At 67.9% G+C, this 26103-nt stretch carries 26 protein-coding genes; 9 read left to right on the forward strand and 17 right to left on the reverse strand.

Translation table 11 applies throughout. From position 1 onward, the window contains the following. Window positions 1–10 precede the first annotated feature (10 nt). Window positions 11–337: an NAD(P) transhydrogenase subunit alpha gene (locus tag WT26_RS06730; RefSeq protein ID WP_059528886.1), complete on the forward strand. Its 327-nt coding sequence runs from the start codon at window positions 11–13 to the stop codon at window positions 335–337. Beyond that, window positions 334–1788, forward strand: a complete 1455-nt coding sequence (locus tag WT26_RS06735; protein WP_069272430.1) for an NAD(P)(+) transhydrogenase (Re/Si-specific) subunit beta — start codon at window positions 334–336, stop codon at window positions 1786–1788. The genes WT26_RS06730 and WT26_RS06735 overlap by 4 nt, the downstream gene beginning before the upstream one ends. A gap of 100 nt (window positions 1789–1888) precedes the next feature. Here the strand turns inward: WT26_RS06735 and WT26_RS06740 are convergent, their stop codons facing one another. The 5 genes from WT26_RS06740 to WT26_RS06760 all read right to left on the reverse strand — a co-directional run bounded on the left by WT26_RS06740 (window position 1889) and on the right by WT26_RS06760 (window position 4704). After that, window positions 1889–2299: a DUF805 domain-containing protein gene (locus WT26_RS06740; RefSeq protein WP_059856572.1), complete on the reverse strand. Its 411-nt coding sequence runs from the start codon at window positions 2297–2299 to the stop codon at window positions 1889–1891. Then, window positions 2292–2735 carry a hypothetical protein gene (locus tag WT26_RS06745; RefSeq protein WP_059887484.1) on the reverse strand — a complete coding sequence of 148 codons (444 nt, stop codon included), beginning with the start codon at window positions 2733–2735 and terminating at the stop codon, window positions 2292–2294. The genes WT26_RS06740 and WT26_RS06745 overlap by 8 nt, the downstream gene beginning before the upstream one ends. A gap of 80 nt (window positions 2736–2815) precedes the next feature. Continuing rightward, window positions 2816–3520 carry a hypothetical protein gene (locus WT26_RS06750; RefSeq protein WP_155774635.1) on the reverse strand — a complete coding sequence of 235 codons (705 nt, stop codon included), beginning with the start codon at window positions 3518–3520 and terminating at the stop codon, window positions 2816–2818. A gap of 19 nt (window positions 3521–3539) precedes the next feature. Next, window positions 3540–4226: a helix-turn-helix transcriptional regulator gene (locus tag WT26_RS06755; RefSeq protein WP_069272431.1), complete on the reverse strand. Its 687-nt coding sequence runs from the start codon at window positions 4224–4226 to the stop codon at window positions 3540–3542. Window positions 4227–4299: 73 nt separating this feature from the next. Next, window positions 4300–4704, reverse strand: a complete 405-nt coding sequence (locus tag WT26_RS06760) for a VOC family protein (RefSeq protein WP_059528898.1) — start codon at window positions 4702–4704, stop codon at window positions 4300–4302. 169 nt (window positions 4705–4873) lie between these two features. Between WT26_RS06760 and WT26_RS06765 the strand changes: the two genes are divergently transcribed. Beyond that, window positions 4874–5206, forward strand: a complete 333-nt coding sequence (locus tag WT26_RS06765; protein WP_059528901.1) for an ArsR/SmtB family transcription factor — start codon at window positions 4874–4876, stop codon at window positions 5204–5206. Continuing rightward, complete coding sequence (locus tag WT26_RS06770) at window positions 5199–5663, forward strand: SRPBCC family protein (RefSeq protein ID WP_059528903.1); 465 nt, start codon at window positions 5199–5201, stop codon at window positions 5661–5663. Before WT26_RS06765 ends, WT26_RS06770 begins: the two co-directional genes overlap by 8 nt. A 53-nt stretch (window positions 5664–5716) precedes the next feature. On the opposite strand, the gene WT26_RS06775 is transcribed toward WT26_RS06770, so the two are convergent. The 7 genes from WT26_RS06775 to WT26_RS06805 form a co-directional block, all read right to left on the reverse strand. Beyond that, entirely contained in the window at window positions 5717–6124 is a 408-nt protein-coding gene (locus WT26_RS06775) for a T6SS amidase immunity protein Tai4 family protein (RefSeq protein WP_196774786.1), read from the reverse strand. Window positions 6125–6301: 177 nt separating this feature from the next. Continuing rightward, on the reverse strand, window positions 6302–7603 hold the full coding sequence (locus WT26_RS06780; RefSeq protein WP_059904065.1) for a THUMP domain-containing class I SAM-dependent RNA methyltransferase: 1302 nt from the start codon (window positions 7601–7603) through the stop codon (window positions 6302–6304). Between the two features lie 183 nt (window positions 7604–7786). Then, the gene (locus WT26_RS06785) at window positions 7787–9910 is read right to left on the reverse strand and encodes a site-specific recombinase (protein ID WP_069272432.1); all 2124 of its coding nucleotides are present in this window, start codon (window positions 9908–9910) and stop codon (window positions 7787–7789) included. Window positions 9911–10340: 430 nt separating this feature from the next. After that, window positions 10341–11057, reverse strand: a complete 717-nt coding sequence (locus WT26_RS06790; protein WP_069272433.1) for a PqiC family protein — start codon at window positions 11055–11057, stop codon at window positions 10341–10343. Then, window positions 11054–12673 (reverse strand): intermembrane transport protein PqiB, encoded by a 1620-nt coding sequence (locus WT26_RS06795; RefSeq protein WP_059528915.1) that lies wholly within the window; start codon window positions 12671–12673, stop codon window positions 11054–11056. Before WT26_RS06795 ends, WT26_RS06790 begins: the two co-directional genes overlap by 4 nt. Continuing rightward, a complete protein-coding gene (locus WT26_RS06800; protein ID WP_059528918.1) occupies window positions 12666–13295 on the reverse strand; it encodes a paraquat-inducible protein A in 630 nt (209 codons plus the stop codon). Before WT26_RS06800 ends, WT26_RS06795 begins: the two co-directional genes overlap by 8 nt. Next, window positions 13292–13945 (reverse strand): paraquat-inducible protein A, encoded by a 654-nt coding sequence (locus WT26_RS06805; RefSeq protein WP_069272434.1) that lies wholly within the window; start codon window positions 13943–13945, stop codon window positions 13292–13294. Before WT26_RS06805 ends, WT26_RS06800 begins: the two co-directional genes overlap by 4 nt. Before the next feature lie 255 nt (window positions 13946–14200). Between WT26_RS06805 and WT26_RS06810 the strand changes: the two genes are divergently transcribed. From WT26_RS06810 to WT26_RS06825, 4 genes are all read left to right on the forward strand, one after another. Beyond that, entirely contained in the window at window positions 14201–14761 is a 561-nt protein-coding gene (locus WT26_RS06810; protein WP_069272435.1) for a cytochrome b, read from the forward strand. A gap of 8 nt (window positions 14762–14769) precedes the next feature. Then, entirely contained in the window at window positions 14770–15330 is a 561-nt protein-coding gene (locus WT26_RS06815; protein ID WP_059529711.1) for a YceI family protein, read from the forward strand. A 66-nt stretch (window positions 15331–15396) separates the two neighbouring features. Then, complete coding sequence (locus WT26_RS06820; RefSeq protein ID WP_069272436.1) at window positions 15397–15990, forward strand: YceI family protein; 594 nt, start codon at window positions 15397–15399, stop codon at window positions 15988–15990. A 222-nt stretch (window positions 15991–16212) separates the two neighbouring features. After that, complete coding sequence (locus WT26_RS06825) at window positions 16213–17490, forward strand: MFS transporter (protein WP_059528926.1); 1278 nt, start codon at window positions 16213–16215, stop codon at window positions 17488–17490. An 81-nt stretch (window positions 17491–17571) separates the two neighbouring features. Here the strand turns inward: WT26_RS06825 and secF are convergent, their stop codons facing one another. The 5 genes from secF to queA form a co-directional block, all read right to left on the reverse strand. Then, the gene (gene secF, locus WT26_RS06830; RefSeq protein ID WP_021163787.1) at window positions 17572–18522 is read right to left on the reverse strand and encodes a protein translocase subunit SecF; all 951 of its coding nucleotides are present in this window, start codon (window positions 18520–18522) and stop codon (window positions 17572–17574) included. A 16-nt stretch (window positions 18523–18538) separates the two neighbouring features. Beyond that, window positions 18539–20560 carry a protein translocase subunit SecD gene (gene secD, locus WT26_RS06835; protein WP_069272437.1) on the reverse strand — a complete coding sequence of 674 codons (2022 nt, stop codon included), beginning with the start codon at window positions 20558–20560 and terminating at the stop codon, window positions 18539–18541. 105 nt (window positions 20561–20665) lie between these two features. Beyond that, on the reverse strand, window positions 20666–20989 hold the full coding sequence (gene yajC, locus WT26_RS06840; protein WP_006476868.1) for a preprotein translocase subunit YajC: 324 nt from the start codon (window positions 20987–20989) through the stop codon (window positions 20666–20668). Between the two features lie 233 nt (window positions 20990–21222). Further along, window positions 21223–22404 carry a tRNA guanosine(34) transglycosylase Tgt gene (gene tgt, locus WT26_RS06845; protein ID WP_069272438.1) on the reverse strand — a complete coding sequence of 394 codons (1182 nt, stop codon included), beginning with the start codon at window positions 22402–22404 and terminating at the stop codon, window positions 21223–21225. Between the two features lie 109 nt (window positions 22405–22513). Next, window positions 22514–23578 (reverse strand): tRNA preQ1(34) S-adenosylmethionine ribosyltransferase-isomerase QueA, encoded by a 1065-nt coding sequence (queA, locus tag WT26_RS06850; RefSeq protein WP_069272439.1) that lies wholly within the window; start codon window positions 23576–23578, stop codon window positions 22514–22516. 167 nt (window positions 23579–23745) lie between these two features. Between queA and recG the strand changes: the two genes are divergently transcribed. Continuing rightward, on the forward strand, window positions 23746–26061 hold the full coding sequence (gene recG, locus WT26_RS06855) for an ATP-dependent DNA helicase RecG (RefSeq protein WP_069272440.1): 2316 nt from the start codon (window positions 23746–23748) through the stop codon (window positions 26059–26061). Window positions 26062–26103 lie beyond the last annotated feature (42 nt).

Below are 26103 nucleotides of genomic sequence, written 5' to 3' on the forward strand. Positions count from 1 at the left end.
GGAGGAGACCATGGAAGTCGTCAATCACACGGTGATCGACGTGATCATCTTCGTGCTGGCGGTGTACGTCGGCTACCACGTGGTGTGGAACGTCACGCCGGCGCTGCATACGCCGCTGATGGCCGTGACCAACGCGATCTCGGCGATCGTGATCGTCGGCGCGATGCTCGCGGCGGCGCTCACCGTCGGCACGACCGGCAAGGTGTTCGGCACGCTCGCGGTCGCGCTCGCGGCGGTCAACGTGTTCGGCGGCTTCCTCGTGACGAGGCGCATGCTCGAGATGTTCCGCAAGAAGGCGCCCCGGCAGCCCGAACGCGGCAAGGGGGACGCGCGATGAGCATGAACGTCGTCACGCTGCTGTACCTCGTTGCATCGGTGTGTTTCATCCAGGCGCTGAAGGGCCTGTCGAACCCGAAGAGCGCGCGGCGCGGCAACCTGTTCGGGATGGCCGGGATGGCCGTCGCGATCCTCACGACGATCGCGCTGATCGCCAGGCAGGCGGCCTGGCTCGGCGCGAACCTGCCGCTCGGCCTCGCGCTGGTGCTCGGCGCGCTGATCGTCGGCGGCGGCGTGGGGGCGTTCGTCGCCGCGCGCGTCGAGATGACGAAGATGCCGGAACTCGTCGCGGCGATGCACTCGCTGATCGGTCTCGCGGCCGTGTGCATCGCGTACGCGGTGGTGTCGGAGCCGGAAGCGTTCGGGCTCGTGCCGCAGGAGGCCGTCGCGCCGGACTTCATTCCGTACGGCAATCGCGTCGAGCTGTTCGTCGGCACGTTCGTCGGCGCGATCACGTTCTCCGGTTCGGTGATCGCGTTCGGCAAGCTGTCGGGCAAGTACACGTTCCGGCTGTTCCAGGGCGCGCCGGTCGTGTATGCGGGCCAGCACCTGCTCAACCTGATGCTCGCGCTCGGGATGCTCGGCTTCGGCATCCTGTTCTTCATCACGCAGTCGTGGCTGCCGTTCGTCATCGTGACGGCGATCGCGTTCGCGCTCGGCGTGCTGATCATCATCCCGATCGGCGGCGCGGACATGCCGGTGGTCGTGTCGATGCTGAACTCGTACTCCGGATGGGCGGCGGCCGGCATCGGCTTCTCGCTGAACAACGCGATGCTGATCATCGCGGGGTCGCTGGTCGGCTCGTCGGGCGCGATCCTCTCGTACATCATGTGCCACGCGATGAACCGCTCGTTCTTCAACGTGCTCCTCGGCGGTTTCGGCGGCGACGCGGCGGGCGGCGCCGCCGCGGGCGCGAAGGAGCAGCGGCCGGTGAGGTCGGGTTCGGCCGACGATGCGGCGTTCATGCTCGGCAACGCGGAAACGGTCGTGATCGTGCCGGGCTACGGGTTGGCCGTCGCCCGTGCGCAGCATGCGCTGAAGGAACTGACCGACAAGCTGGTCGAGAAGGGCATCGACGTGAAGTACGCGATCCATCCGGTCGCGGGGCGGATGCCGGGCCACATGAACGTGCTGCTCGCGGAAGCGGAAGTGCCGTACGAGATCGTGTTCGAGATGGACGACATCAACGGCGAATTCGGCCAGGTCGACGTCGTGCTCGTGCTCGGTGCGAACGACGTCGTGAACCCGGCCGCGAAGAACGACCCGGCATCGCCGATCGCGGGGATGCCGATCATCGAGGCGTACAAGGCGCGCACGGTGATCGTCAACAAGCGTTCGATGGCGGCCGGCTACGCGGGCCTCGACAACGACCTGTTCTACATGGACAAGACGATGATGGTGTTCGGCGATGCGAAGAAGGTGATCGAGGACATGGTGAAGGCGGTCGATTGAACCCGGAGCGGGCGCGCGCGGCGGTGGCCGGGCTGCGCGAGCCATTTTGTCTATCTCGCGACGAACGTCTTGATTGCGAGCGCAATGAGGTCGAAGCGATTCACCGTTTTTTTTCCGTCTCGGATTGGCATGAGCCCTGTCGCGTGCGTGGATCGGGACCGTAACGGTTGCCGGGGTCGACCGGGGCGAGTGCCAGCGATACGACGATCACGACCGGTGCGACGAAGAGGAAGTAGCCGACGCACAGCAGGCCCGAGCGATTGCTGTCATGCAGTCTGCGCACGTTGTAGGACAACGTCGCGACCAGCGTGAGCAGGCTCAGCGCGAACAGCGGGACGTCATGACGATCGAATGCGTCCATGATCCAATGCGCGAGCGCATAGCCGAGCGCGTAGTGGAGCACGACGAACGACAGGAAATCCCGGCGCGTTTCCCGTCCGTGAAATGTCAGCGCGTCGCGATAGCCGCGCAGCCAGGCGCCGAGGATGCGGTGCAGCGCCGCGCTACGCATGATTCCGGTGCAGACGGACGACGCCCAGCGCGATCGCGTAGGCTAGCACGCCCAACCCCGGGAGTACGCCGATCTGATAGAGCGGGATGGCCGCCAGCGGTAACGCCACGCTGATGCCTATCGTGTCCGTCATGCCGATGAATGTTGACGCGTGCATGCGCACCGCCAGGAACGAGAAAACAGGCGCGGCTATCGCGATGACCGCGAGCCACGTGCGTGCGTTGGCTGCGGCGACAGCGGACAGCGCGAGCCGCTCGCACACGGCGAGGCCGATGCCGACCGCGAGACCGAAGAACCCGAGCGACGCTGCCGTGGCCGCGCGATGCGCGCATGCGCTGCCCGGTTCATCGGCAACGAGCGACACCGAATTGGCGTCGGTATTTACGACGGCTGCAAGCAGCCAGTCATATAACGCATTTCCCGCCAGCGCGAACAAGGTGGCGAGGGTAATGGGAATGAGCGCGGACGCCCATCGCTTCGATTGGGTCATGGCGGTCTCGCAGCGTTTTGGGGCGCTCAGAACTGCAGCACGGGAAGCTTCGCGTTCAGCTCGCGCAAGGTTCGATCGACCTGCTCGATCGTATTCAGCAGCACCAGCTCGCGGGTCGTGCTGTTGTATTTGGCGATGGCGGTCGACGGCGACAAGCCACCGTCACGTTGCAAGAATACCGCTCGCGTATTGCCATGCAGCATAACCGCCGGCAGCGGATCGACGCCGAAGATGTACGGTGAGCGGGAGGCGAACGCGCGCTGTTTCGTCAGCGTCTCGGGGATCAGGTCGCCGAGCGCGGGCAGCGGCTGGACGAGGTTGGTGAAGCCGGCGTACTCAAGTTTCACGGAGCGGGCGCCGTTGGGGCGGGTTGAAATGCCGATGCCCAGTGAGCCTTTGACGAGTTGCCACGGCGATAGGGACCTACCGGTGACCGGCTTGCCGTCAAGGTAGGTGTCGTGCAGGTCGTGTATCTGCAGGACGACGCGATAGATTTGCGTGATGCTGGGGCCGATGGTGTTGCCGAACGACGGCATGCCGGGCTTGGCATGCACTTGTTCGATGATCAGACACAACCCGGTGGGGGTGCCGTAGCGGATATTCGATGTCACGAAGGAAAAGACCCGTGCGGTCGAAGGAATCGGGTCTTTCCTTATAAGAGGTTTCGCGATCGAATGACATGGGACGGATACGAAAGTGGCGGCGCCGACTTGCTCGGCGCCGGCTTTCATCTCGCGACGATACAACGCGTCACTTCATCGGCGCTTCCGCGATCCGCATGTAGTCGGCGATCCGCCGTCCTTCCATGTCCGGAAACTGCTCGTGCACGACGATGTCGCCCATCCGCGCGATGTCGAAGGTGCGGAAATCGCCGCGCAGCTCGCACCACGCGCCGATCGTCCAGCGTCCGCCCCAGTAGACGAGCCCGAGCGGCCACACGCGGCGTTGCGAATGCGCGCCGAGCCGGTCGCGGTAGTCGAAGCTGACGACGTGGCGCGTGTCGATGGCCTGGTGGATCGCATCGACCTTCGCGCAAAACGTCTCGTCGATGTGGAACGACGGCGCGAACACGGGCAGGCGGTCGAGCGCCGTGCGCTTGTCGGCCGGCATCGCCGACGCGATCTTCGCGAGCGCCGAGCGCGCGCCGCTTGCAAAGCGTGCGCCGCCCCAGGTTTCGAGCATGCGTGCGCCGGTGGCGAGCGCCGCGAGCTCCTCGGCCGTGAACGTGAGCGGCGGCAGGCTCGCGTTGCGGTTCAGCCGGTAGCCGATGCCGGCTTCGCCTTCGATCGGCACCCCTGACAGTTGCAGGTCGCGCACGTCGCGATAGACCGTGCGCGGCGACACCGACAGCCAGTCGGCCAGCTGCTGCGCGGTCGTGAGGCGACGCCCGCGCAGCAGCTCGGCGATCTGGAACAGGCGGTCGGCACGGCGCGTCATGACGGCACCTCGGCTCCAACGGCAGTGGGGACTTCGCGATGATAGCGCCGCGCGGGCCAGACGGCCGCTGCGCTCAGTGGCATTTCGGCGCGTGCAGGCCGACGCGGTTGCCTTCGGTGTCGATCAGGTAGCCGACGTAGCCGTAGTTGTTCGGCAGCTCGACGACGGAGCCCTGCACGACGCCGCCCGCGCGCTTCGCGCGTTCGAGCGCCGCGACGACCGATTCGCCGGCGTTCAGGTAGACGAGCACGCCGTTGGCGCTCGGCTTGATCTGCTGCGGATCGAACACGATGCTGCCGCCCGTGCTCGATGCGTCGCGGTCGAACGTGGCCATCGGCACGCCGCCGACGACTTCGCGCTGCAGCGTCGTTTGCAGCACGGTTTCGTAGAAGCGGATCGCCCGGTCGAAATCGAGGGACGGAATGTCGAACCACGCGATCGCGCGCTCCTGGGTGGCAGTGGCAGTTGCGGACGTCATGACGAGCTCCTTGTTGCGTTGTTGTTCGGATTCGGTGCGGAAACCAGCCTTGCATTGCGCCGGGATTGCAGTGTGATCGCGGCCTGCTGACACCGTATTGTCAGTAGAGTTGTCAGCCTTGACATGCAACCATTTGGTTGCATAATGAAGCCATTGACCCGGGAGCGGCATGGACCTCGTTTTCAAGGCGCTGGCCGATGCCACGCGCCGCCAGTTGCTCGACCTGCTGCATGCGAAAAGCGGGCAGACGCTGTCCGAGCTGTGCGACGGGCTCGCGATGAGCCGGCAGGCCGCGAGCAAGCATCTCGCGCTGCTCGAGGCCGCGAATCTCGTCGCGACGACGTGGCGCGGCAGGGAGAAGCTGCATTACCTGAATCCGGTGCCGATCCACGACATCGCGGAACGCTGGATCGGCAAGTTCGAGCGTCAGCGCCTGCAGGCGCTGGCGGATCTCAAGCGCGGGCTGGAAGCGGCCCGCGATCCTGGAGACGACGATGAGTAATCCCGCCTTTGTGTACGTGACGTTCATTGCGTCGACGCCCGAGCGCGTGTTCGACGCGCTGACCAACGCCGAGCTGACGAAGGACTACTGGGTGCGGCATCGCAACGCGTCGCCCGACTGGCGGCCGGGCTCGCGCTGGGAACATCAGGACTACGACGATCCGTCGCGGGTCGACATCGTCGGCGAAGTGGTCGAGAACGATCCGCCGCACCGGCTGGTCGTCACGTGGCGCACGCCGTCGGGGGAAAGCGGGGAGTCGCGCGTGACCTACGTCGTCGAGCCGCACGAGGGCGTCGTGAAGCTGACCGTCACGCACGACGGCCTGGTGCCGGGCTCGGAGATGGATCGCGGGATTCGCGGCGGGTGGCCGGTCGTGCTGTCGAGCCTCAAGACGCTGCTCGAGACGGGGCAGGCGCTGCCGTTCACGACGGGGCGCTGGGAGAAGTCGAAGCACTGAAATGCATCGCCGCCCGGTTCGCGAGCGCGGTTCGGGCGGCGATGTGTGCGGCGCTAGCGCGCTTTTGCCAGCCGATCGGCAAGCGTGTCGAGTTCCTGGCTGAGGAAGAGGTCGATGCACTTCATCGTATTGAACGACGCCGGAATCGAGCCGCTGTATTTCCGGTTTACGTACCGTTGCGCGAGCGTACGGAGCGCGTCGTAGGCCTCGATTGGCTGATGGCCGAACTCCAGATACGCGCTTGCGGCGGCATTGGCGTCACCACGGTCGCGGGCGTCATGCGCGACTTGCGCGAGACAGACGCTGAGTGCCCAGTTCTTCAGCAACGTCTTTTGCGAATAACGTTCGACAGGGTTGCGAGCATCGGGGCCCGCGACCGTGGCTTGCGATGCCGCCGTGGCCGTGCCGTTCGCGAGGGCCATGAAGAGGGCTGGCAGCAGGCTTTTCAGCGTAATACCCATATCGATGCAGTTTCCGGGATGAAGGTGCCGTTGTCGGGAGCGTCGGCATCGCCGGAACAGGGCGACGCAAACAGTTGGGAAGGGAGAACCGGGGGAGAATGACCCGGCGTGTTCGCCGGGCAGGCAGGGGACGGCGACAGCCGGCCGCGCGGAGGCGCCCGGCACATGATGCGTCGCTTACGCGTCGCCTTCCGGCGCGGCCGGGCGCGCCTTCACGCTGCCGGCGATCAGGTCGAAGCGGAACAGCCGGCATTCGAGCGCACCGTTGAACAGCGGCGTCTTCGCCGATTCGCGCAGCCGCAGCTGGCCCGGCAGCGAACGGTCGGACGTCAGCAGGAACGCCTGCCAGCCCGTGAAGCGCTGCTTCAGCGCATCGCCGAGCGCGTTGAAGAACTCGCTGTCCGGTGCGTCGGTGTGGGTGCGGCGGAACGCGTCGTCGTTGCCGCGGTTGCGGCCCGTCTCGCGCACCTCGCCGCGCGCGCTGCGGCCGCGCACCTCGATCCGCTCGCCGTACGGCGGGTTCGCGAGGAGGATGCCGGGGCCGTCGCACGGCGGCGTCATCCCGCGCGCGTCGACCTGCTTGAGCCACACCGACGGCACGCCCGCGCGCTCGAGGTTCGCGCGTGCCTTCTCGAGCATGTCGCCGGAGATGTCGCTGCCGTACACGCCGAGCGCTTCGCCGCGCTTGCCGCGTGCCGCGCGCTTCGCGTCCAGCGCCGGGACCTTCAGCCCCTGCCATGCGGTGATGTCGTATTGCTTGAGTTTCTCGAAGCCGAACCGGCGCTCGACGCCCGGTGCGACGCCGAGTGCGATCTGCGCAGCTTCCGCGAGAAACGTGCCGCTGCCGCACATCGGGTCGTACAGCGCCGTGCCGGGCGTCCAGCCCGTCAGGCGCAGGATGCCGGCCGCGAGGTTCTCGCGCAGCGGCGCCGCGCCCTTGTCGAGACGCCAGCCGCGCTTGAACAGCGGCTCGCCCGACGTGTCGAGGTACAGCGTGCACTCGTTGGCCGTCAGGAACGCGAACACGCGCACGTCCGGCGCACCGGTGTCGATGCTCGGGCGCGCGCCGGTCTTGTTGCGCATCCGGTCGCAGATCGCGTCCTTCACGCGCAACGTCGCGAATTCGAGACTCTTCAGCGGCGACTTGATCGCGGTGATGTCGACGCGCAGCGTCTGCGTCGCCGCGAACCAGCGCTCCCACGGCTGCTCGAGCGCGAGCGCGTAGACGTCCTGTTCGTTGCGGTACGCGCGGTGCGCGATCTTCAGCAGGACCCGGCTCGCGATCCGCGAATGGAGGTTAGCGGCCATGCCGGCGGCCCAGCCGCCGCTGAAGTGGACGCCGCCCGGCACCTGCGCGCCCGCGGTGAACGGCGCGCCGTTCAGGTGGCGGCCGGCGATTTCGGCCAGCTCGGCGGCAAGCGCCGCTTCGAGGCCGCGCGGGCAGGGGGCGAAGAATTCGTACAGGGTGGGCGAGGACATAAGGCGGGTGAGGACGTGCAAAAGTCCACTATTGTACGCGGCGCGGGCGGCAGGGCCGGCGCGTCGTGCCGCGAGGGCCGCCGGCGGCCCGCAGAGGCCGGTTCGAAGCGGCCGGCCGTCCCCCGTGGAATCCGTTCGGCGTGCGGCGCCGTGCGGCCCGACCCGGCGGGCCGCACGCGGCGCTCAGTGCGACCCCGACTGACCCGCGCGGGCCGTCGCGCCGGCTGCCGGCCAGAACAGCGCGAGCGGATTCGACAGCACCGTGCGGACGATCGCGGAGACGAGCGCGCGCACCTTGGTCGGGCGCAGGCTGCGCGAGCGCACGGCCATCGTGAACGCGAGCGCGAAGCTCACGAGCACGTTGAGGATCGCCATGCTGAGCACGCCGGCGCCGGCCCACCACAGCTCGGGCGTGCCGAGCGCGTCCTTGCCCAGCACGCCGAGCGCGATCCCGATCGAGCCGGCCGACAGCGTCACGTGCCGCACCTCGAACGGGAACATGAACACGGTGACGATCGCCGGAACGAGGCCGAGCATCAGGCCGAGGCCGACGTTCGCGACCACGCCGGCCACGTTCGACCGGCAGAAATGCGCGAGCTTCGCGGCGCCGGCCGCGCCGAGCGTGAGGCGCAGCCGGCGGTTGTACGTGAGCGCGTCGCCGACCCGGTGCAGCACGAACCAGTTGTCGGCCCAGCCCGCGAGCAGGCTCGATGCCCACAGCAGCACGCCGGTCAGCGCCGCGTAGAGCGGCGTCGGGCCGAGCAGCGAGAACGAGTGCAGCGTCGCGTGCGCCTTCTCCGGCGAGATCAGGTTCGCGTGCAGCAGGTTGCCCGCGAACAGCTGCACCAGCAGGCACACGGGCAGCACGACGAGCACGTTGCCCGAAATCGCGGCGGCCTGCGTGCGGATCAGCGCGATCACCGATGCCACGAACGCCTTCACGCCTTCGTCGTGGCCCGTGTCGTCGAGCTCGCGCGCGAGCGTCGGCGCGGTCATCGCAGGCTGCTTGGTCGCGAGCGTGAAGTGCAGGAAGTGCATCAGCATGAAGCTGGCCGCGTAGTTGACGCCCGCGAGCAGCCCTTCGAGCATCGACTGCAGGTGCGCGCCCGTGATCGCGAACTTCACGCACACCGTCACGACGGTGACGAGGCCGCCGCCCGCGGCCATCCGCAGCATCTTCAGGTACTCGGCGCGGCCGCGCGAGATGTAGTGCTCGCCGGTGTCCGCGTTGGTTTCGACGAGCTTGCGCGCGAACAGCGAGAAGTTGCTGCGCACGAGGTGCGACACGCTCTGGCTGTTGTGGTTCGCGTCGACGAGCTCGGCCGTCAGGTGCGCCATCCCGTGCAGGTCGTCGCGCGCCATCCACGCGTTGAGCAGCATCTCGGCGCGCAGGATGCGCATGCGCATCCGCTCGACCTGGAACACGATGTCGACCGACACGCCGTTGCGGTACAGGTGCGAGAACACCTCGTCGACCGCGATCCGGCATTCGTCGAGCAGCACGCGCAGGTAGTTGACCTCGTGCAGCAGCTTGCTCGGGTCGCCGCCGTCCTCGACGGCCGCGTGCGCGGTCTCGACCGCGAGCATCGCGCGCGTGAGGCGGTAGAACGGCTGCGTTTCCAGCGGCTGGCGCGCATCGTCGTCGGAGAGCCGGCTGCGCACCGTCTGCGACAAGCCGGTCGAGCTGATCTGGCAGGTCAGGTTGTGCAGCGCGGCCAGCAGGTCGCGCGAGAACGAGCCCGGTTCGTGGCGCTCTTCGTCGGTGACGTCGAACGAGAACAGGTCGGCGAGGCGCGTGAGGAGATCGTCGGGCAGCGCGTCGATCCATTGCGCGTCTTCCGGCGTCGGGAACATCAGCGTGAAGAGCGCCGACAGCTCGCGGCGGTTCGGTGCCGGCGGGATCAGCGACGAGTCGATCCGCTCGAACAGCGCGCCGAAGAAGCCCGAGTGCACGGGCATGCCGGCGTCGCACAGGAGCGAGATGCCGTCGCACTCGCGCAGGATGCCGCGCAGGATGCGCGCGGCGTGCGCCTTCCATGCGGGGTTGCGATCGAGCACGTGGAACAGGTAGCGCAACCGCGCATGCGCGGGGAACGTGCGCGCGTCGTCGTCGCGTTCGGCGGCGTCCTTCGCCGCGGCCTGCATCGTGCCGGTGCGGCGCAGCCAGTGCGCGAGCTCGATCAGCCATTCGCTGCGCTCGGCGTACGACGCATCGGCGTCGGCGTGCGCGAGCAACGCATCGAGCTGGTGACCGGCATTGCGCGACGCGCGCCACTTCTTGATCAGGGTCGTCAGGGAACGAAACATAAACGGAATAGCGAAAGCCCTTGGCGGGCGGGTTTCGGATGCGGCGACGGCCGCGAAGCGGGCGCGGCGCCTTGGGTTGCGGTGTGGCTGGCCGGGTCGCCCCGCACGGCGCGGCGGCCCAGGGCGACCCGCAAGCGGCCCGTTCGATACGGCTCGCGCGGCGTCACGCGCGCGGGCGAAGGGCGATGCGGCTTGCGGGCGGCACGGCGCGGCCCCGGCGAAGGGCGGATCGACGGCCGGCGCAAGCAGGGAACTTGCGTAGGATCGTCAATCAGTCTCGAAAATGCAAGCCGACCGGATTGCCTGTCGCCGGTTCCGGCGGATTGTGACAAAGAATGCAAGATCGGTGGGTCGCCTGGCTCGCGAGTCATGTGCGGGGCGCGGCGTAGCGCGCACGTCGAAGCCGCGCGCACGCCGCGGTCGCTGTCGGTTACGTCCCCGCCTTGCCCGTCGCGCCGGCGTCGCCGCCGGGCGCCGGATTGGCCGGGCACGGCACGACCGGCGCGGCGGACTTGCCGCCGGAAGCCGTCGCGGCCGGCCCGCCACGCCGTGCGGCCAGCGCGCGCACGCCGGCCGCGGCTTGCGTCGCGATCACGTCGAGCGCGCGCCGGTGGCCGGCGACGAGTGCGTCGTAGCCGTCGGCGACCGGTTCCGCGACGCTCGTGCGGCAGGTCATCACGGCCTGCGTGGCGAGCGAGCGCACGCTCCACACCGCATCGACCGCCGCGCGCTTGCCCGGCCACGACTCGAAGCGCTGCACGTTCACGCTGATGCGATACACGGGCACGCCGGGCGGAGTCGCGGAATTCGCGACGTCGATCGTGCCGAGCCGTGCGGCGAGATCGTCCGACAGTGCGCGGCGGATCTCGTCGGCGGGCGGCGATGCCCAGCGTTCCTGCTCGAGCACGTCGACCTGCGCGGCGTTTTTCTGCACGACCAGCTGGTTCTTCGCGACCTGCTCGGGCACGCCGACGGACGGCACCTCGATCAGGAACGCCGGGTTGGCCGGCGCGGTGCGCAGCGGCGCCGCGGCGTCGGCCGGGCTGAGCGTATAGAACCGCGCGGGCGGCGAGCTGCACGCGGCGAGCGCGAGGGCGGCGGCAACCGCCGCCGCGCCGCTCGCGAAACCGTTCACGCGTGTGGTCATGGTTGATCTCCTGGCTTGCCCTTGAGCAGCGATTCGGGGTGACGCTCGAGGTAGTCGGCGAGCGCGTTCAGCGACTGCAGCGTGCGCGTGAGCTCCTTCAGCGCGCCGCGCACGTCGGACTGCAGCGGCGAATCCTGCTGCAGCGTCGCTTCGGCGGTCGAGAAGGTCTGCTTCGCGGCCGACAGCGTGTCGCGCGCTTCCGGCGCGACCTGCGTGTCGAGCTGCTTGAACAGCTTGTCGGCGTTCGCGAGCGCGCTGTTCAGGTTCGCGCCGATCTGGTCGAACGGCACCTTGTCGAGCTTCTTCGCGATGTCGGCGACCTGCAGCTGCAGCTCGTCGAGCGTGTTCGGCACGGTCGGCAGCTCGAGCGGCTGGCGTGCCGTGTCGATCTTCACGGCCGGCGCCTTCGGGAAGAAGTCGAGCGCGACGTACAGCTGGCTCGTCAGCAGGTTGCCGGTGCGCAGCTGGCCGCGCAGCCCGTGCTGGACGAGCCGCTCGACGATCTCGCGGCGGGCCGGTTCGCCCTTGCTCTCGATCGTTTCGCGGAAGCGGCGGCCGAGGCGTTCCGGATAGATGTTCATCGTCACCGGCATCAGGAAGTTCTTCGTCTTCGGATCGAAATCGATGCCGATGTTCGTCACTTCGCCGAGCACGATGCCGCGGAAGTCGACCGTCGCGCCGACGGCGAGCCCGCGCAGCGACTGGTTGAAGTTCATCACGACCTGCAGCGGCTGGCCGTCCGGGTCGCGCATCGCGTCGCCCTCGTCGGACGCGAGGCGGAACGTCGTGTTGTTCGGCGCCGTCGTGCCGGAGCCCTGGTTCGGCGGCGTCTGGAACGCGATACCGCCGAGGATCACCGTCGCGAGCGACTGCGTGTTCAGCTTCAGGCCGCTCGAATCGAGTCGCAGGTCGACGCCGCTCGCCTGCCACCAGCGCGAGTTGATGCCGACGTACTGGTCGTACGGCGCGTTGACGAACACGTTGAACGTGACGCCCGTGCCGTCCTTGTCGAGCGAGAAGCCGACCACCTGGCCGACCTGCACGCGGCGGTAGTAGACCGGCGAGCCGATGTCGACCGAGCCGAGCGAATCGCCGCGCAGCACGTACTGCGTGCCTTTCTGGTCGCCCGTGACGGCCGGCGGCGTCTCGAGGCCCGTGAAATCGGTCAGCGTGTCCTGACCGCGGCCGGCGTCGACGCCGATGTACGCGCCCGACAGCAGCGTGCCGAGCCCCGACACGCCGGTCGCGCCGACGCGCGGCCGCACGATCCAGAAGCGCGAGCCCTTGACCGCGAAGTCCTCGGCTTCCTTCTTCAGCTGCACCTGGACGAGCACGCGCGACAGGTCCTTCGACAGCTTGATCGTCTTGACCATGCCGATCTCGACATCCTTGTACTTGACCTGGGTCTTGCCGGGCTCGAGCCCTTCGGCGGTGTGGAAGCTGATCGTGATTTCCGGGCCGCGTTCGCGCACGGACTTGATCACGAGGCCGATGCCGATCAGCGCGGCGATCAGCGGCACGAGCCAGACGAGCGACGGCAGCCAGCCGCTTTTCGTCGAGATCGTCGGATCGGGCGGCCGGGGCGCGTCGTGCTGCGGGCCTTGTGGACTATTCATGGTGATTCCCTGAGGTTTCGACTGGATCCCAGATCAGGCGGGGATCGAACTGCATCGACGCGAGCATCGTCAGGATCACGACGGAACCGAACGCGAGTGCGCCGGGGCCGGCCGTGATGACGGCGAGCGATCGGAAATGGACGAGCGCGACGGTCAGCGTCACGACGAAGATGTCGAGCATCGACCAGCGGCCGATGCGCTCGACGATCCGGAACAGCCGCGTGCGCTGCTGCGGCCGCCACGCGGTGCGGCGCTGCGCGCTGATCACGAGGATCAGCAGCACGCCGAGCTTGAGCATCGGCACGAGGATGCTCGCGACGAACACGACGACGGCGAGCGGCCAGTCGCCCGATATCCAGAAATAGATGACGCCGCTCATGATCGTGTCTTCCTGCGAGCCGACGATCGACGCGGTGCGCATGATCGGCAGCAGGTTCGCGGGAATGTAGAGGATCGCGGCCGCGAGCAGCAGCGCCCACGTGCGCATCAGGCTGTCGGGCGTGCGGAAATGGAGCGCGCTGCCGCAGCGCGCGCAATGCGCGTGCGGATGGTCGAGCGTCTGCACGAGCCCGCACGTGTGGCAGCTGACGTAGCCCTCGCGGGCGGCGGTCGGGATCGTCATCGGCGGGCGGCTTCCGGCAGCGGCGCCTCGTCGTCGCCGGGCCCGGCGCGCAGGTCGTCGGCGATGTCCCACAGCGTGCGCGGATCGAACATCAGCACCACGGCGATCATCAGCGTGAGCGCGGCGAACGCGAACAGCGCGGCTTCGGGCACGACGCGCGCGAGGCTCACCATCTTCACGATCGTGACGAGGATCCCGAGCATGAACACCTCGATCATCCCCCACGGCCGCACCAGCTCGATCGCGCGCAGCACGACGTTGAAACCGGGCGGCACGACGCCGCGGCGGATCGGCAGCAGCAGGTACAGCAGCGCGGCCATCTCGACGAGCGGGAACAGCACGGTCGAGCAGAACACCATCACGCCGACGATCGCCATGTCCTGGCGCCACAGCGAGTCGATCGCGCCGATCAGCGTGGTCTGCACGCGGTTGCCGTTCACGTCCATTTCGAGGATCGGGAACGCCTGGGCGATCGTGAACGTGATCAGTGCCGCGAGCGCGAGCGCGCAGATCCGCTCGATCTGCGCCGCGCTGTTGCGATAGAGCAGCGCGTCGCAGCGCGGGCAGCGCGCGATTTCGCGGCCGCTCAGGCGCGGTTTGTGCAACAGTGCGTCGCACTCGTGACAGGCAATCAGGTCGTATCGTTGCATGGAAAAGGCAGTTGTGCGACGGCTAGGGACACGCGTCGACGGGGCCGGAACCCGCGCCAATCTTACCAAAACGCGCTTTTTGCGGTGTCAACACCGGGATCGGATGTGACCGATCGGTCACGCCGGGCAGGGGGCCGCGCGGGCGGCCGTGTTCGTGGTGAGAGTCCGCGCGCGTCAAAAGGTTGCGGTAGCATGGCGCCCTTGACAAGCGTCGGACGAAGGGCCGGCGCGGCTGTTCGCTGAACTGAGGAATCCATGGTATCGAAATCGACGCCGGCCGTGCCGGCACGCTATGCGCATACCGCGATCGCGCTGCACTGGCTGATCGCGCTGCTGATCATCTGCGGCTTCGCGCTCGGCTGGGTGATGACCGACATCCCCGGCTTCACGCCGACCAAGCTGAAATACTTCTCGTGGCACAAGTGGATCGGCGTGACGGTGTTCGTGCTGGCCGTCATCCGCGTGCTGTGGCGGGCGACGCACGTGCCGCCGCCGGCGCCCGCGGGCATGCCGGCGCTGCAACGCATCGCCGCGCACGGCGTGCACATGCTGCTGTACGTGCTGATGATCGTGATCCCCGTGACGGGCTACCTGTACAGCTCGGCCTCGAACATCCCGGTCGTCTACCTCGGCATCGTGCCGCTGCCGCGGCTGATCGACCCCGATCCGGCGCTCAAGGAAACCTTCAAGACGCTCCACGTGTCTTTGAATTACATTCTGCTTGCGCTCGTCGCGATACACGTGCTCGCGGCGCTCAAGCACCAGTTGTTGGACCGCGACGGCCTGCTGTCGCGGATGCTTCCCTCTGCCAAATGAAGGATCCCATGAAAGTGTCTTTCTCCCGCTCCATGCTGGCCGCGCTCGCCGCGGTGTCATTTGTCGCGTCGGGCGCGGCGCACGCCGATGTCGATCTCGCGAAGAGCAAGGTGTCCGCCGTATCGAAGCAGATGAACGTGCCGACCGAAGGCGCGTTCAGGAAGTTTTCCGCGCAGGTGAAGTTCGATCCGGCGAAGGCCGCGCAGGGCAGCGCCCAGATGACGATCGACGTCGCGAGCTATGACCTCGGCGACAAGATGTACAACGACCAGGTCGCCGGCAAGGACTGGTTCGACGCGAAGGCTTTCCCGCAGGCGACGTTCGTGTCGTCGGCGATCGCACCGGCCGGCGGCAACAAGTACAACGTGACCGGCAAGCTCACGATCAAGGGCAAGGCCGAAACCGTCACGGTGCCCGTCACGGTCACGCAGAACGGCGCGACGCAGACGTTCGACGGCGTGCTGCCGATCAAGCGTTCGACCTTCAACGTCGGCACCGGCGAATGGAAGGACACGTCGGTCGTCGCGGACGAAGTGCAGATCAAGTTCCATCTCGTCGCCACGAAGTAAGCGCGGCGGCGTGGCATCGCAACCCGAAGCCGCACCGGCGTGCGGCGACGTTCCAAGGAGATTGAATTGAGCAAGCAACTGATGATCGCGGCGGGCGCGCTCGCCGCAGCCCTGTCGTTCCCGGCGTTCGCCGACGTGTCGACGTACCAGTTCGATCCGTCCCACACGTACCCGAGCTTCGAGGCCGACCACTTCGGCGGCCTGTCGGTCTGGCGCGGCAAGTTCGACAAGTCGAGCGGCACCGTGACGCTCGATCGCGCGGCGAAGACGGGTACGGTCGACGTGACGACCGACATCGCGTCGATCCACACCGGCAGCGCGAAGCTCGACGAGCACCTGCAGACGAACGAATTCTTCGACGTCGCGAAGTTCCCGCAGGCGAACTACAAGGGCACCGTGAAGTTCAAGGGCGACAAGCCGGCCGAGGTGGTCGGCAACCTGACGCTGCATGGCGTCACGAAGCCGGTGACGCTGAAGATCGACTCGTTCAAGTGCATGCCGCATCCGATGCTCAAGCGTGAAGTGTGCGGCGTCGACGCGGTCGGCGAATTCAGCCGCGACGATTTCGGCCTCGACTACGGCAAGCAGTACGGCTTCAAGATGAAGACGAAGCTGCTGATCACGGCCGAAGCCGTCAAGCAGGACGCCGCCAAGCAGTAAGCCGGGCCGCGCCGGCGCCGATCGCGCCGGCCGCCTGCGGGAAACCGCCGCGCTCCGTTGCCGGGCGCGGCGGTTTTTTATTGCGCGCCGCCGGCGCGCCGGCCGCGCGGCCATGCAAGCAGCGCAGGCGGGCCGTCTATAATCGCCCGAACCGTCGACGGCGGCGCGCGGGCCGCGCCGCCGCGCGAACGCGAACGAACAACGAGGACAAGGAGATCGCCGATGCATGCCGTCACGCAGTCCCGTCCCATTGCCTCGTCGCCGCGCGTGTGGCGCGCGGTGGTCGCCGCGTCGATCGGCAATGCGCTCGAGTGGTTCGATCTCGTCGTCTACGGCTTCTTCGCGGTCACGATCTCGAAGCTGTTCTTCCCGGCCGGCAACGACACCGTGTCGCTGCTGCTCACGCTCGGCACGTTCGGCGTGTCGTTCTTCATGCGCCCGCTCGGCGCGATCGTGCTCGGCGCGTACGCCGACCGCGCGGGCCGCAAGGCCGCGCTCACGCTGTCGATCCTGCTGATGATGGCCGGCACGCTGATCATTGCGGTCCTGCCGACCTACGGGACGATCGGCGTCGCGGCGCCGGTGATCCTCGTCGCCGCGCGGCTGATGCAGGGCTTCTCGGCCGGCGGCGAATTCGGCAGCGCGACCGCGTTCCTCGCCGAACACGTGCCGGGCCGGCGCGGCTTCTTCGCGAGCTGGCAGGTCGCGAGCCAGGGGCTCACGACGCTGCTCGCCGCCGGCTTCGGCACCGTGCTGAACGCGCAGCTCTCGGCCGCGCAGATGGCGTCGTGGGGCTGGCGCGTGCCGTTCTTCTTCGGCCTGCTGCTCGGGCCGGTCGCGTACTACATCCGCACGAAGGTCGACGAGACGCCCGAATTCCTCGCGGCGGAAGGCACGGCGAACCCGCTGCGCGACACGTTCGCGTCGCACAAGGCGCGCCTGGTCGCCGCGATGGGCGTGGTCGTGCTCGGCACCGTCGCGACCTATCTCGTGCTGTTCATGCCGACCTACGGCGTGAAGCAGCTCGGCCTCGCGCCGTCGGCCGCGTTCGCGGCGATCCTCGTCGTCGGCGTGATCCAGATGGTGTTCGCGCCGCTCGTCGGCCACTGGTCGGATACCTACGGCCGCGTGCGCGTGATGATCGCGCCGGCCGTCGGCATCCTCGTGCTGATCTATCCGGCATTCGCGTACCTGGTCGCCCATCCGGGTTTCGGCACGCTGATCGCCCTGCAGGTGCTGCTCGCGTTCCTGATGACGGGCTACTTCGCGGCGCTGCCGGGTTTGTTGTCCGAAGTGTTTCCGGTGCAGACGCGCACGACCGGGATGTCGCTCGCGTACAACGTCGCGGTGACGATCTTCGGCGGTTTCGGGCCGTTCATCATCGCGTGGCTGATCAAGGCGACCGGGATGAAGACCGCGCCGAGCTTCTACCTGATGTTCGCGGCCGTGCTGAGCCTCGCGGCGCTGGTCGTGCTGCGCCGGCGGTTCGGCTTCCGGTGAAGCGGAGCAGGGCGGCGCGCACAAGCAAAAAGGCCGGTTCGAGCGAACCGGCCTTTTTCGTTTGCCGAGGCGGCGACGCGCTTACACCTGCGCGCCAGCGTTGGGATCGTCCGGATCGTGCGCGGTCTTCTTTTCCTTGATCAGGTCTTCGCGCTTGATGCCGAGCCACATCGCGAGCGAGCCCGCGACGAACACCGACGAGTAGATGCCGAACATGATGCCGACCGTCAGCGCGAGGGCGAAGTAGTGCAGCGTCGGGCCGCCGAAGAAGAACATCGACAGCACCATCATTTCGGTCGACGTGTGCGTGATGATCGTACGCGACATCGTGGTCGTGATCGCGTGGTTGATCACTTCCTGCACGGTCATCTTGCGTTCGCGGCGGAACGTTTCGCGGATCCGGTCGAAGATGACGACCGACTCGTTGACCGAGTAGCCGAGCACCGCGAGGATCGCCGCGAGCACCGCCAGCGAGAACTCCCACTGGAAGAACGCGAAGAAGCCGAGAATGATCACGACGTCGTGCAGGTTGGCGATGATGCCGGCCACCGCGTACTTCCACTCGAAGCGGAACGACAGGTAGATCACGATGCCGATCACGACGCACGCGAGCGCGAGCAGGCCGTCGGTCGCGAGTTCGCGGCCGACCTGCGGGCCGACGAATTCGACGCGTTGCAGCGTGACGTCCGGGCTCTGTGCCTTCAGCGCGCTCATCACCTGGTCGCTCTGCTGCGCGGACGTGAGGCCTTCCTTCAGCTGCAGCCGGATCAGCACGTTGCGCGACGTGCCGAAGTTCTGCACCTGCGCGTCGGCGTAGCCGAGCTTGCCGAGCGTCGCGCGCACGGGTTCGAGTTCGGCGGCCTGCTGGTACTGCACCTCGATCACCGTCCCGCCGGTGAATTCGACGGACAGGTGCAGCCCGCGGTGGAACAGGAAGAACACGGCGGCGAGGAACGTGACCAGCGAGATCACGTTGAACACCAGCGCGTGCCGCATGAACGGAATGTCTTTACGGATGCGGAAAAATTCCATGGTCTTCTCCGGGGCCTTATTGGGTCGAGCCCGGTTTCTTCGGCGACACGCCTTGCTGCGCGCGGTTGCGCAGCTGCGGCTTGCCGGTGCGCGGCGCGTTGCCCTTCGCGGGCGCGGCGAGCTTCGCGGCACGCGCGGTGTCGGTCGCATCGTCCGCCTCGGCGAACGCCGCGCTGGCTGCGGCGCCTTCCGGCTTCCACACCTGGCCGATCGCGAGCGACTTCAGCTTCTTGCGGCCGCCGTACCAGAGGTTGACGATCCCGCGCGAGAAGAACACCGCGGAGAACATCGACGTCAGGATACCGAGGCAGTGCACGATCGCGAACGCGCGAACCGGGCCCGAGCCGAACGCGAGCAGCGCGAGGCCGGCGATCAGCGTCGTGACGTTCGAGTCGAGAATCGTCGCCCATGCGTGCGCGTAGCCCGACTGGATCGCGAGCTGCGGCGGCTGGCCCGCGCGCAGTTCTTCACGCACGCGCTCGTTGATCAGCACGTTCGAGTCGATCGCCATACCGAGCGCGAGCGCGATAGCGGCGATACCGGGCAGCGTCAGCGTGGCCTGCATCAGCGACAGCACGGCGACGAGCAGCAGCAGGTTCACCGACAGGCCGATCACCGAGACCACGCCGAACAGCATGTAGTACGCGATCATGAACACGGCGATCGCGCAGAAGCCCCAGATCACCGAGTGGACGCCCATCTTGATGTTGTCGGCGCCGAGGCTCGGGCCGATCGTGCGTTCCTCGATGATGTCCATCGGCGCGGCGAGCGAACCGGCGCGCAGCAGCAGCGCGAGGTCGGCCGCGGCCTGCGGCGTCGGCTGGCCCGTGATCTGGAAGCGGTCGCCGAGCTCCGACTGGATCGTCGCGACCGTCAGCACTTCGCCCTTGCCCTTCTCGAACAGCACCATCGCCATCGGCTTGCCGATGTTCTCGCGCGACACCGCGCGCACCGAGCGGCCGCCCGCCGAGTCGAGGCGGATGTTGACCGACGGACGCTGGTGATCGTCGAAACCGGCCGATGCATCGATGATGCGGTCGCCCGTGAAGATCACTTCCTTCTTCAGCAGCACGGGCGCCTGGTTGCCCTGCGTGAACAGCTCTTCGCCCGGCGGCACCGGGTCGTTCGGGTTCGGGTGCGTGTTGATCGGGTCGGCGAGGCGCGCTTCGAGCGTCGCGGTGCGGCCGATGATGTCCTTCGCCTTCGCGGTGTCCTGCACGCCCGGCAGCTCGACGACGATACGGTCGCTGCCCTGCTGCTGCAGGATCGGCTCCGACACGCCGAGTTCGTTCACGCGGTTGTGGAGCGTCGTCAGGTTCTGCTTGAGCGCGGCGTCCTCGACGGACTTCTGCACGGCCGGCGTAAACGTGCCGACGACCTGCGTGCCGCCGCCGCCGGGCTGGGTCGCCCATTGCAGTTCGGTGATCGACAGCGCGAGCAGCTTGCGGGCATCTTCCGCCGTCTGCGCATCGCTGAAATTGACGACCACGGACTGGTCGACGCGGCTCACGCCGCCGTCGCGGATGTTCTTGTCGCGCAGCAGCGTGCGCGCGTCGGACGCGTCGGAATCGAGCTTCTTCGTGAGCGCGCCCGTCATGTCGACCTGGAGCAGGAAGTGCACGCCGCCACGCAGGTCGAGGCCGAGGTACATCGGCAGCGCGTGCAGCGCGGTCAGCCAGCGCGGCGACGCGCTCTGCAGGTTCAGCGCGACGACGTACTGCGGATCGTTCGGGTCGGCATTCAGCGATTTCTGCAGCAGGTCCTTGACGCGCAGCTGCGTATCGGTGTCCTTCAGGCGCACGCGGATGTTCGCGTTGGTCGCCGTGTTCTCGAAGGTGACGTCGTCCGGCGTGATCTGTGCGGCGGCGAGCGCCGATTCGACCTGGGTCAGCGTGGTCGAGTCGAGCTTGACCGTGGCCTTGCCGCTCGACACCTGCACCGCCGGCGCTTCGCCGAAGAAGTTGGGCAATGTGTACAGAAGGCCGATGGCGAGCGCCACGACCATCACGACATATTTCCAGAGTGGATAACGATTCATGAGGGAGCCGAACGGTGGTTGGCGTGAAAGCGTCGCGTCCGGCGCCGCGGCGGCCCGCTCTCTCAGGCGGGCACGGCGCGGGGAGCCGGACGCTCGGTGAAGGGCTTACAGCGACTTGATCGTGCCCTTCGGCAGAATGGTCGTGACCGCGGCCTTCTGCACGGTGATTTCGGTGCCTTCGGCGATCTCGACGCCGATGTAGCCTTCGGTGACCTTCGTCACCTTGCCCACGAGGCCGCCGCTCGTGACGACTTCGTCGCCCTTGGCCATGGCCGCGAGCATGTTGCGGTGCTCCTTCTGGCGCTTCATCTGCGGACGGATCATGATGAAGTAGAGCACGGCAAACATCAGGATGAGCGGCAGGAAGCTCATCAGGCTCGATTCGGCGCCACCGGCACCTTGCGCGAACGCGTTGGAAATGAACGGCACGTTGGTCTCTCCGTAGGGGAAGATCGAAAAATAAGCCGGTTATTCTACCACCGGCCCCATGCGCAAACGGCTCGGCAAATGCGCTTTCGGATCAAGCTGTTAAAGCGCGAACCGGTACCGTTGCGACTCGTTTGGAAAGGCAATTGTAATATTGGGCGGCCGGGTTCGACCGTTGGGACGCGTTATTTAGTACACGTCCCATGTGACGGGCCGCAGTGCGGGCAGCCGGCCCGTCAGTCGACCCCTCTCGCGCGATCCTCCGCGAAGCGCTGGCGGAACGCGTCGAACGTGTGGGTCTCGATCGCGTCGCGGATCTCGCTCATCAGCTGCAGGTAGTAGTGCAGGTTGTGGATCGTGTTGAGCTGCGCGCCGAGGATTTCGCCGACGCGGTGCAGGTGATGCAGGTAGCCGCGCGAGAAGTTCCGGCACGTGTAGCACGTGCAGCTCGCGTCGAGCGGCTTCAGCGAGTTCTTGTGCGTCGCGTTGCGGATCTTCACGTCGCCGAAGCGCGTGAAGAGCCAGCCGTTGCGGGCGTTGCGGGTCGGCATCACGCAGTCGAACATGTCGACGCTGTTCGCGACGCCCTCGACCAGGTCTTCCGGCGTGCCGACGCCCATCAGGTAGTGCGGCTTGTTGGCCGGCAGCTTCGGGCCCACGTGGCGCAGCACGCGCATCATGTCTTCCTTCGGCTCGCCCACCGACAGCCCGCCGATCGCGAGGCCGTGGAAGCCGAGTTCCGCGAGGCCCGCGAGCGATTCGTCGCGCAGGTCCTCGAACATCCCGCCCTGGACGATCCCGAACAGCGCGTTCGGGTTGCCGAGCCGGTTGAACTCGTCGAGCGAGCGCTTCGCCCAGCGCAGCGACATGCGCATCGAGTCGGCCGCTTCCTTGTGCGTGGTCGGCACGCCGTCGGTCGCGTACGGCGTGCACTCGTCGAACTGCATCACGACGTCGGAGTTCAGCACCTTCTGGATCTGCATCGACACTTCCGGCGACAGGAACAGCTTGTCGCCATTGATCGGCGACGCGAACGTGACGCCGTCCTCGGTGATCTTGCGCAGGTCGCCGAGCGAGAACACCTGGAAGCCGCCCGAGTCGGTCAGGATCGGCTTGTTCCAGCCCATGAAGCCGTGCAGGCCGCCGTGCGCGTCGATCGTGTCGAGGCCCGGGCGCAGCCACAGGTGGAACGTGTTGCCGAGGATGATCTGGGCCTTGATCTCGTGCAGCTCGCGCGGCTGGATCGCCTTCACGGTGCCGTACGTGCCGACCGGCATGAAGATCGGCGTCTCGACCACGCCGTGGTTGAGCTTCACGCGGCCGCGGCGTGCGTGGCCGTCGGTCGTCAGCAGTTCGAATTTCAGGCCGTTGTGCGGGCGGATGTGGGCGTGCGTATCGTGGGATGAACCTTCGGTCATCGCATTCTCCTCGCTACCGGAAAACAGTCCGGCGCATGTTGAGTGCGCCACCGGGATACCGGCGGCGGGTAAAAATCGGATGTGCGCACTGTAGCGCGCCGCGCGACGCTTACGCGCCGGCCTCCGGCGTGTCGCGCCGCGTGAGCAGCATCGCATCGCCGTAGCTGAAGAAGCGGTAGCGTTCGTCGATCGCATGCCGGTAAGCGGCGCGGATCGTCTCGACGCCCGCGAACGCGGACACCAGCATCAGCAGCGTCGACTTCGGCAGGTGGAAGTTGGTCACGAGCCGGTCGACCACGCGGAAACGATAGCCCGGCGTGATGAAGATGTCGGTCTCGGCCTGCGTGGCCGCGAGCGGGCGGCCCGCTTCGTCGGCCGCGCGCGCGGCGGCTTCGAGCGCACGCATCGACGTCGTGCCGACCGCGATCACGTTGCCGCCGCGCGCGCGGGTCGCGGCGATCCTGTCGACGAGCGACTGCGGCAGGTCGTACCACTCGCTGTGCATCTTGTGCTCGGCGATGTTGTCGACGCGCACCGGCTGGAACGTGCCGGCACCGACGTGCAGCGTCAGCGTCGCGCGTTCGACGCCCATCGCGTCGAGCCGGTCGAGCATCGGCTGGTCGAAGTGCAGCCCGGCAGTCGGCGCCGCGACCGCACCGGGATTGCGCGCGTAGACGGTCTGGTAGCGCGTCTCGTCGGTCGCGTCCGGATCGTGCTCGATATAGGGCGGCAGCGGCAGGCGGCCGTACTGCTCGATCAGATCGAGGCACGGCTCGGGGAAGATCAGCGTGAAGAACGGCTCGACGCGCTCGCCGACGGTCACGTCGAACGCATCGGCGAGGCGCAGCGTCGTGCCGGCGCCCGGCGACTTGCTCGCGCGGATCTGCGCGAGCGCCGTATGCGTGCCGGTCACGCGCTCGACCAGCACCTCGATCTTGCCGCCGCTGGCCTTCTGGCCGAAGAACCGCGCCTTCAGCACCTTGGTATCGTTGAAGACGAGCAGGTCGCCGGCCGCGATGCACGACGGCAGCTCGGCGAATTGGCGGTCGACGAGGCGCGCGGGCGCGACGGTGCCGTCGACCTCGAGCAGGCGGCTCGCGGTGCGGTCGGGCAGCGCGGTTTGTGCGATCAGCTCGGGCGGCAGATTGAAATCGAAATCGGAAAGCGTGAACATGCGGGCTGGTTCGAAGCGGCCGGCGGGCGTCGCCGGCAGCGCGGAAACGCGTAAATGGGGCGCGCGAGCCGCTATGATGACGGGATGCGCGGCCTGGCCGGCGTCGTTCGTTCGGACGACGTGAAAGCCGCTATTGTACTTGCCTTGCGAAGCACCCAGACGATCCGATGCCTGTGTCACCACGCCGTTCCCCCGCTGCCGTTGCCGATTCCGCCGATCCGTTCGACGCGGAGGATGCCGCGCCGCCCTCGCCCCGCACGGGGGCGCGCCGCGCGGCGCCGCGTCGCGGCGCCGACGGCAGGCTCGCGCAGCCGGCGGCCGCCGCGCCCGACGTGACGGCCGAGCCTGCTGCATCGGAGCCGGCCGCGTCCGCGCCTGAGCCGGCCGCGCCGAAGCGCAAGAAGGCCGCGGCCGACAAGCCCGTGAAGACCGTCGACAAGCTCGCAAAGCTCGGCCTCACGCGCTCGATCGATCTCGTGCTGCATCTGCCGATGCGCTACGAGGACGAAACCACGCTCACGCCGATCGGCGAGCTGCTGCCGGGCGGCATCGCGCAGACCGAAGGGGTCGTGTTCGACAACGAGGTCGCGTATCGCCCGCGCCGCCAGCTCGTCGTGAAGATCCAGGACGACGACGGCGAGCAGCTCGTGCTGCGCTTCCTGAATTTCTACGGCTCGCAGGTCAAGCAGATGGCCGTCGGCCAGCGGCTGCGCGTGCGCGGCGACGTGCGCGGCGGCTTCTTCGGGTTGGAGATGGTGCATCCGGCGGTGCGCGTCGTCGAAGCCGATGCGCCGCTGCCGCAGGTGCTCACGCCCGTCTATCCGAGCACGGCCGGCGTGTCGCAGGCGTACCTGCGCAAGGCGATCGAGAACGCGGTGGAACGCACGCCGCTGCCCGAACTGCTGCCGCCCGAGATCCAGCGCGACTACCTGAAGCCGCTCGACGTGCCGACGCTCGAGCAGGCGGTGCGCATCCTGCACCACCCGCGCGTCGATTCCGACGAAGCCGCGCTGATGGACGGCTCGCATCCGGCGTGGACGCGCATCAAGTTCGAGGAGCTGCTCGCGCAGCAGCTGTCGCTCAAGCGCGCGCACGAGGAGCGCCGCACGCGTGCGGCGCCCGCGATGCCGCGCCGCACCGCGAGCGATGCCGATGCGCTGACGACCCGGCTCTATGCCGCGCTGCCGTTCACGCTGACGGGCGCGCAGGCGCGCGTCGTCGACGAGATCGCGCGCGACCTCACGCTCGCGCACCCGATGCAGCGCCTGCTGCAGGGCGACGTCGGCAGCGGCAAGACGGTGGTCGCGGCGCTGGCCGCCACGCAGGCGATCGACGCCGGCTACCAGGCCGCGCTGATGGCGCCCACCGAAATTCTCGCGGAGCAACACGCGCGCAAGCTGCGCGCGTGGCTCGAGCCGCTCGGCGTCACGGTTGCGTGGCTCGCGGGCAGCCTGAAGGCGAAAGAGAAGCGCGCGGCGATCGAGGCGGCCGCGCTCGGCACCGCGCAGCTCGTGATCGGCACGCACGCGATCATCCAGGACACGGTCGAATTCGCACGGCTCGGCCTCGTGATCGTCGACGAGCAGCACCGCTTCGGCGTCGAGCAGCGGCTCGCGCTGCGGGCCAAGGCCGCGAACGCGGCCAACGGCGCGCGCGACTTCCAGCCGCACCAGCTGATGATGTCGGCCACGCCGATTCCGCGCACGCTCGCGATGACGTATTACGCGGATCTCGAGGTTTCGACGATCGACGAGCTGCCGCCGGGCCGCACGCCGGTGCTGACGCGCCTCGTCGGCGATGCGCGGCGCGAGGAGGTGATCGCCCGCGTGCGCGAGGCCGCGCTGACCGGGCGCCAGGTGTACTGGGTGTGCCCGCTGATCGAGGAAAGCGAGACGCTGCAGCTGCAGACGGCCGTCGAGACTTACGAGACGCTGGCCGCCGCGCTCCCGGAGCTGAAGGTCGGGCTCGTGCACGGCCGGCTGTCGCCGGCCGACAAGGCGGCCGTGATGGAAGCGTTCACGCGCAACGACGTGCAGCTGCTCGTCGCGACGACCGTGATCGAGGTCGGCGTCGACGTGCCGAACGCGTCGCTGATGGTGATCGAGCACGCGGAGCGCTTCGGCCTCGCGCAGCTGCACCAGTTGCGCGGCCGGGTCGGGCGCGGCACCGCGGCGTCGGTATGCGTGCTGCTGTACACGGGGCCGCTGTCGCTCACCGGCCGCGAACGGCTGAAGACGATGCGCGAGACGACCGACGGCTTCGAGATCGCGCGGCGCGACCTCGAGATCCGCGGTCCCGGCGAATTCCTCGGCGCGCGCCAGTCGGGCGCGGCGATGCTGCGCTTCGCGAACCTCGAGACCGACGGCTGGCTGATCGATCCGGCCCGCGAAGCCGCGACGCGGCTGATTGCCGCGTATCCCGAAATCGTCACGCAGCATCTCGCGCGCTGGCTCGGCGCGCGGGAGCAGTACCTGAAGGCTTGATCCGCGGGTTGGGGCCGGATCCGGAATCGCCGTTCGACGCAT

Source organism: Burkholderia cepacia (assembly GCF_001718835.1).
Classification (GTDB): Bacteria; Pseudomonadota; Gammaproteobacteria; order Burkholderiales; family Burkholderiaceae; genus Burkholderia; species Burkholderia cepacia_F.

Excerpts from the sequence above, each read along its gene's own strand:
- WT26_RS06810 (WP_069272435.1), top strand. The coding sequence starts at position 14,201 with ATGGTATCGAAATCGACGCCGGCCGTGCCGGCACGCTATGCGCATACC.
- queA (WP_069272439.1), bottom strand. The coding sequence starts at position 23,578 with ATGTTCACGCTTTCCGATTTCGATTTCAATCTGCCGCCCGAGCTGATC.
- WT26_RS06795 (WP_059528915.1), bottom strand. The coding sequence starts at position 12,673 with ATGAATAGTCCACAAGGCCCGCAGCACGACGCGCCCCGGCCGCCCGAT.
- secD (WP_069272437.1), bottom strand. The coding sequence starts at position 20,560 with ATGAATCGTTATCCACTCTGGAAATATGTCGTGATGGTCGTGGCGCTC.
- WT26_RS06805 (WP_069272434.1), bottom strand. The coding sequence starts at position 13,945 with ATGCAACGATACGACCTGATTGCCTGTCACGAGTGCGACGCACTGTTG.
- recG (WP_069272440.1), top strand. The coding sequence starts at position 23,746 with ATGCCTGTGTCACCACGCCGTTCCCCCGCTGCCGTTGCCGATTCCGCC.
- secF (WP_021163787.1), bottom strand. The coding sequence starts at position 18,522 with ATGGAATTTTTCCGCATCCGTAAAGACATTCCGTTCATGCGGCACGCG.
- WT26_RS06735 (WP_069272430.1), top strand. The coding sequence starts at position 334 with ATGAGCATGAACGTCGTCACGCTGCTGTACCTCGTTGCATCGGTGTGT.
- tgt (WP_069272438.1), bottom strand. The coding sequence starts at position 22,404 with ATGACCGAAGGTTCATCCCACGATACGCACGCCCACATCCGCCCGCAC.
- WT26_RS06765 (WP_059528901.1), top strand. The coding sequence starts at position 4,874 with ATGGACCTCGTTTTCAAGGCGCTGGCCGATGCCACGCGCCGCCAGTTG.
- WT26_RS06780 (WP_059904065.1), bottom strand. The coding sequence starts at position 7,603 with ATGTCCTCGCCCACCCTGTACGAATTCTTCGCCCCCTGCCCGCGCGGC.
- WT26_RS06730 (WP_059528886.1), top strand. The coding sequence starts at position 11 with ATGGAAGTCGTCAATCACACGGTGATCGACGTGATCATCTTCGTGCTG.
- WT26_RS06760 (WP_059528898.1), bottom strand. The coding sequence starts at position 4,704 with ATGACGTCCGCAACTGCCACTGCCACCCAGGAGCGCGCGATCGCGTGG.
- WT26_RS06775 (WP_196774786.1), bottom strand. The coding sequence starts at position 6,124 with ATGGGTATTACGCTGAAAAGCCTGCTGCCAGCCCTCTTCATGGCCCTC.
- WT26_RS06740 (WP_059856572.1), bottom strand. The coding sequence starts at position 2,299 with ATGCGTAGCGCGGCGCTGCACCGCATCCTCGGCGCCTGGCTGCGCGGC.
- WT26_RS06815 (WP_059529711.1), top strand. The coding sequence starts at position 14,770 with ATGAAAGTGTCTTTCTCCCGCTCCATGCTGGCCGCGCTCGCCGCGGTG.
- WT26_RS06790 (WP_069272433.1), bottom strand. The coding sequence starts at position 11,057 with ATGACCACACGCGTGAACGGTTTCGCGAGCGGCGCGGCGGCGGTTGCC.
- WT26_RS06800 (WP_059528918.1), bottom strand. The coding sequence starts at position 13,295 with ATGACGATCCCGACCGCCGCCCGCGAGGGCTACGTCAGCTGCCACACG.
- WT26_RS06770 (WP_059528903.1), top strand. The coding sequence starts at position 5,199 with ATGAGTAATCCCGCCTTTGTGTACGTGACGTTCATTGCGTCGACGCCC.
- WT26_RS06825 (WP_059528926.1), top strand. The coding sequence starts at position 16,213 with ATGCATGCCGTCACGCAGTCCCGTCCCATTGCCTCGTCGCCGCGCGTG.
- WT26_RS06785 (WP_069272432.1), bottom strand. The coding sequence starts at position 9,910 with ATGTTTCGTTCCCTGACGACCCTGATCAAGAAGTGGCGCGCGTCGCGC.
- WT26_RS06755 (WP_069272431.1), bottom strand. The coding sequence starts at position 4,226 with ATGACGCGCCGTGCCGACCGCCTGTTCCAGATCGCCGAGCTGCTGCGC.
- WT26_RS06750 (WP_155774635.1), bottom strand. The coding sequence starts at position 3,520 with ATGAAAGCCGGCGCCGAGCAAGTCGGCGCCGCCACTTTCGTATCCGTC.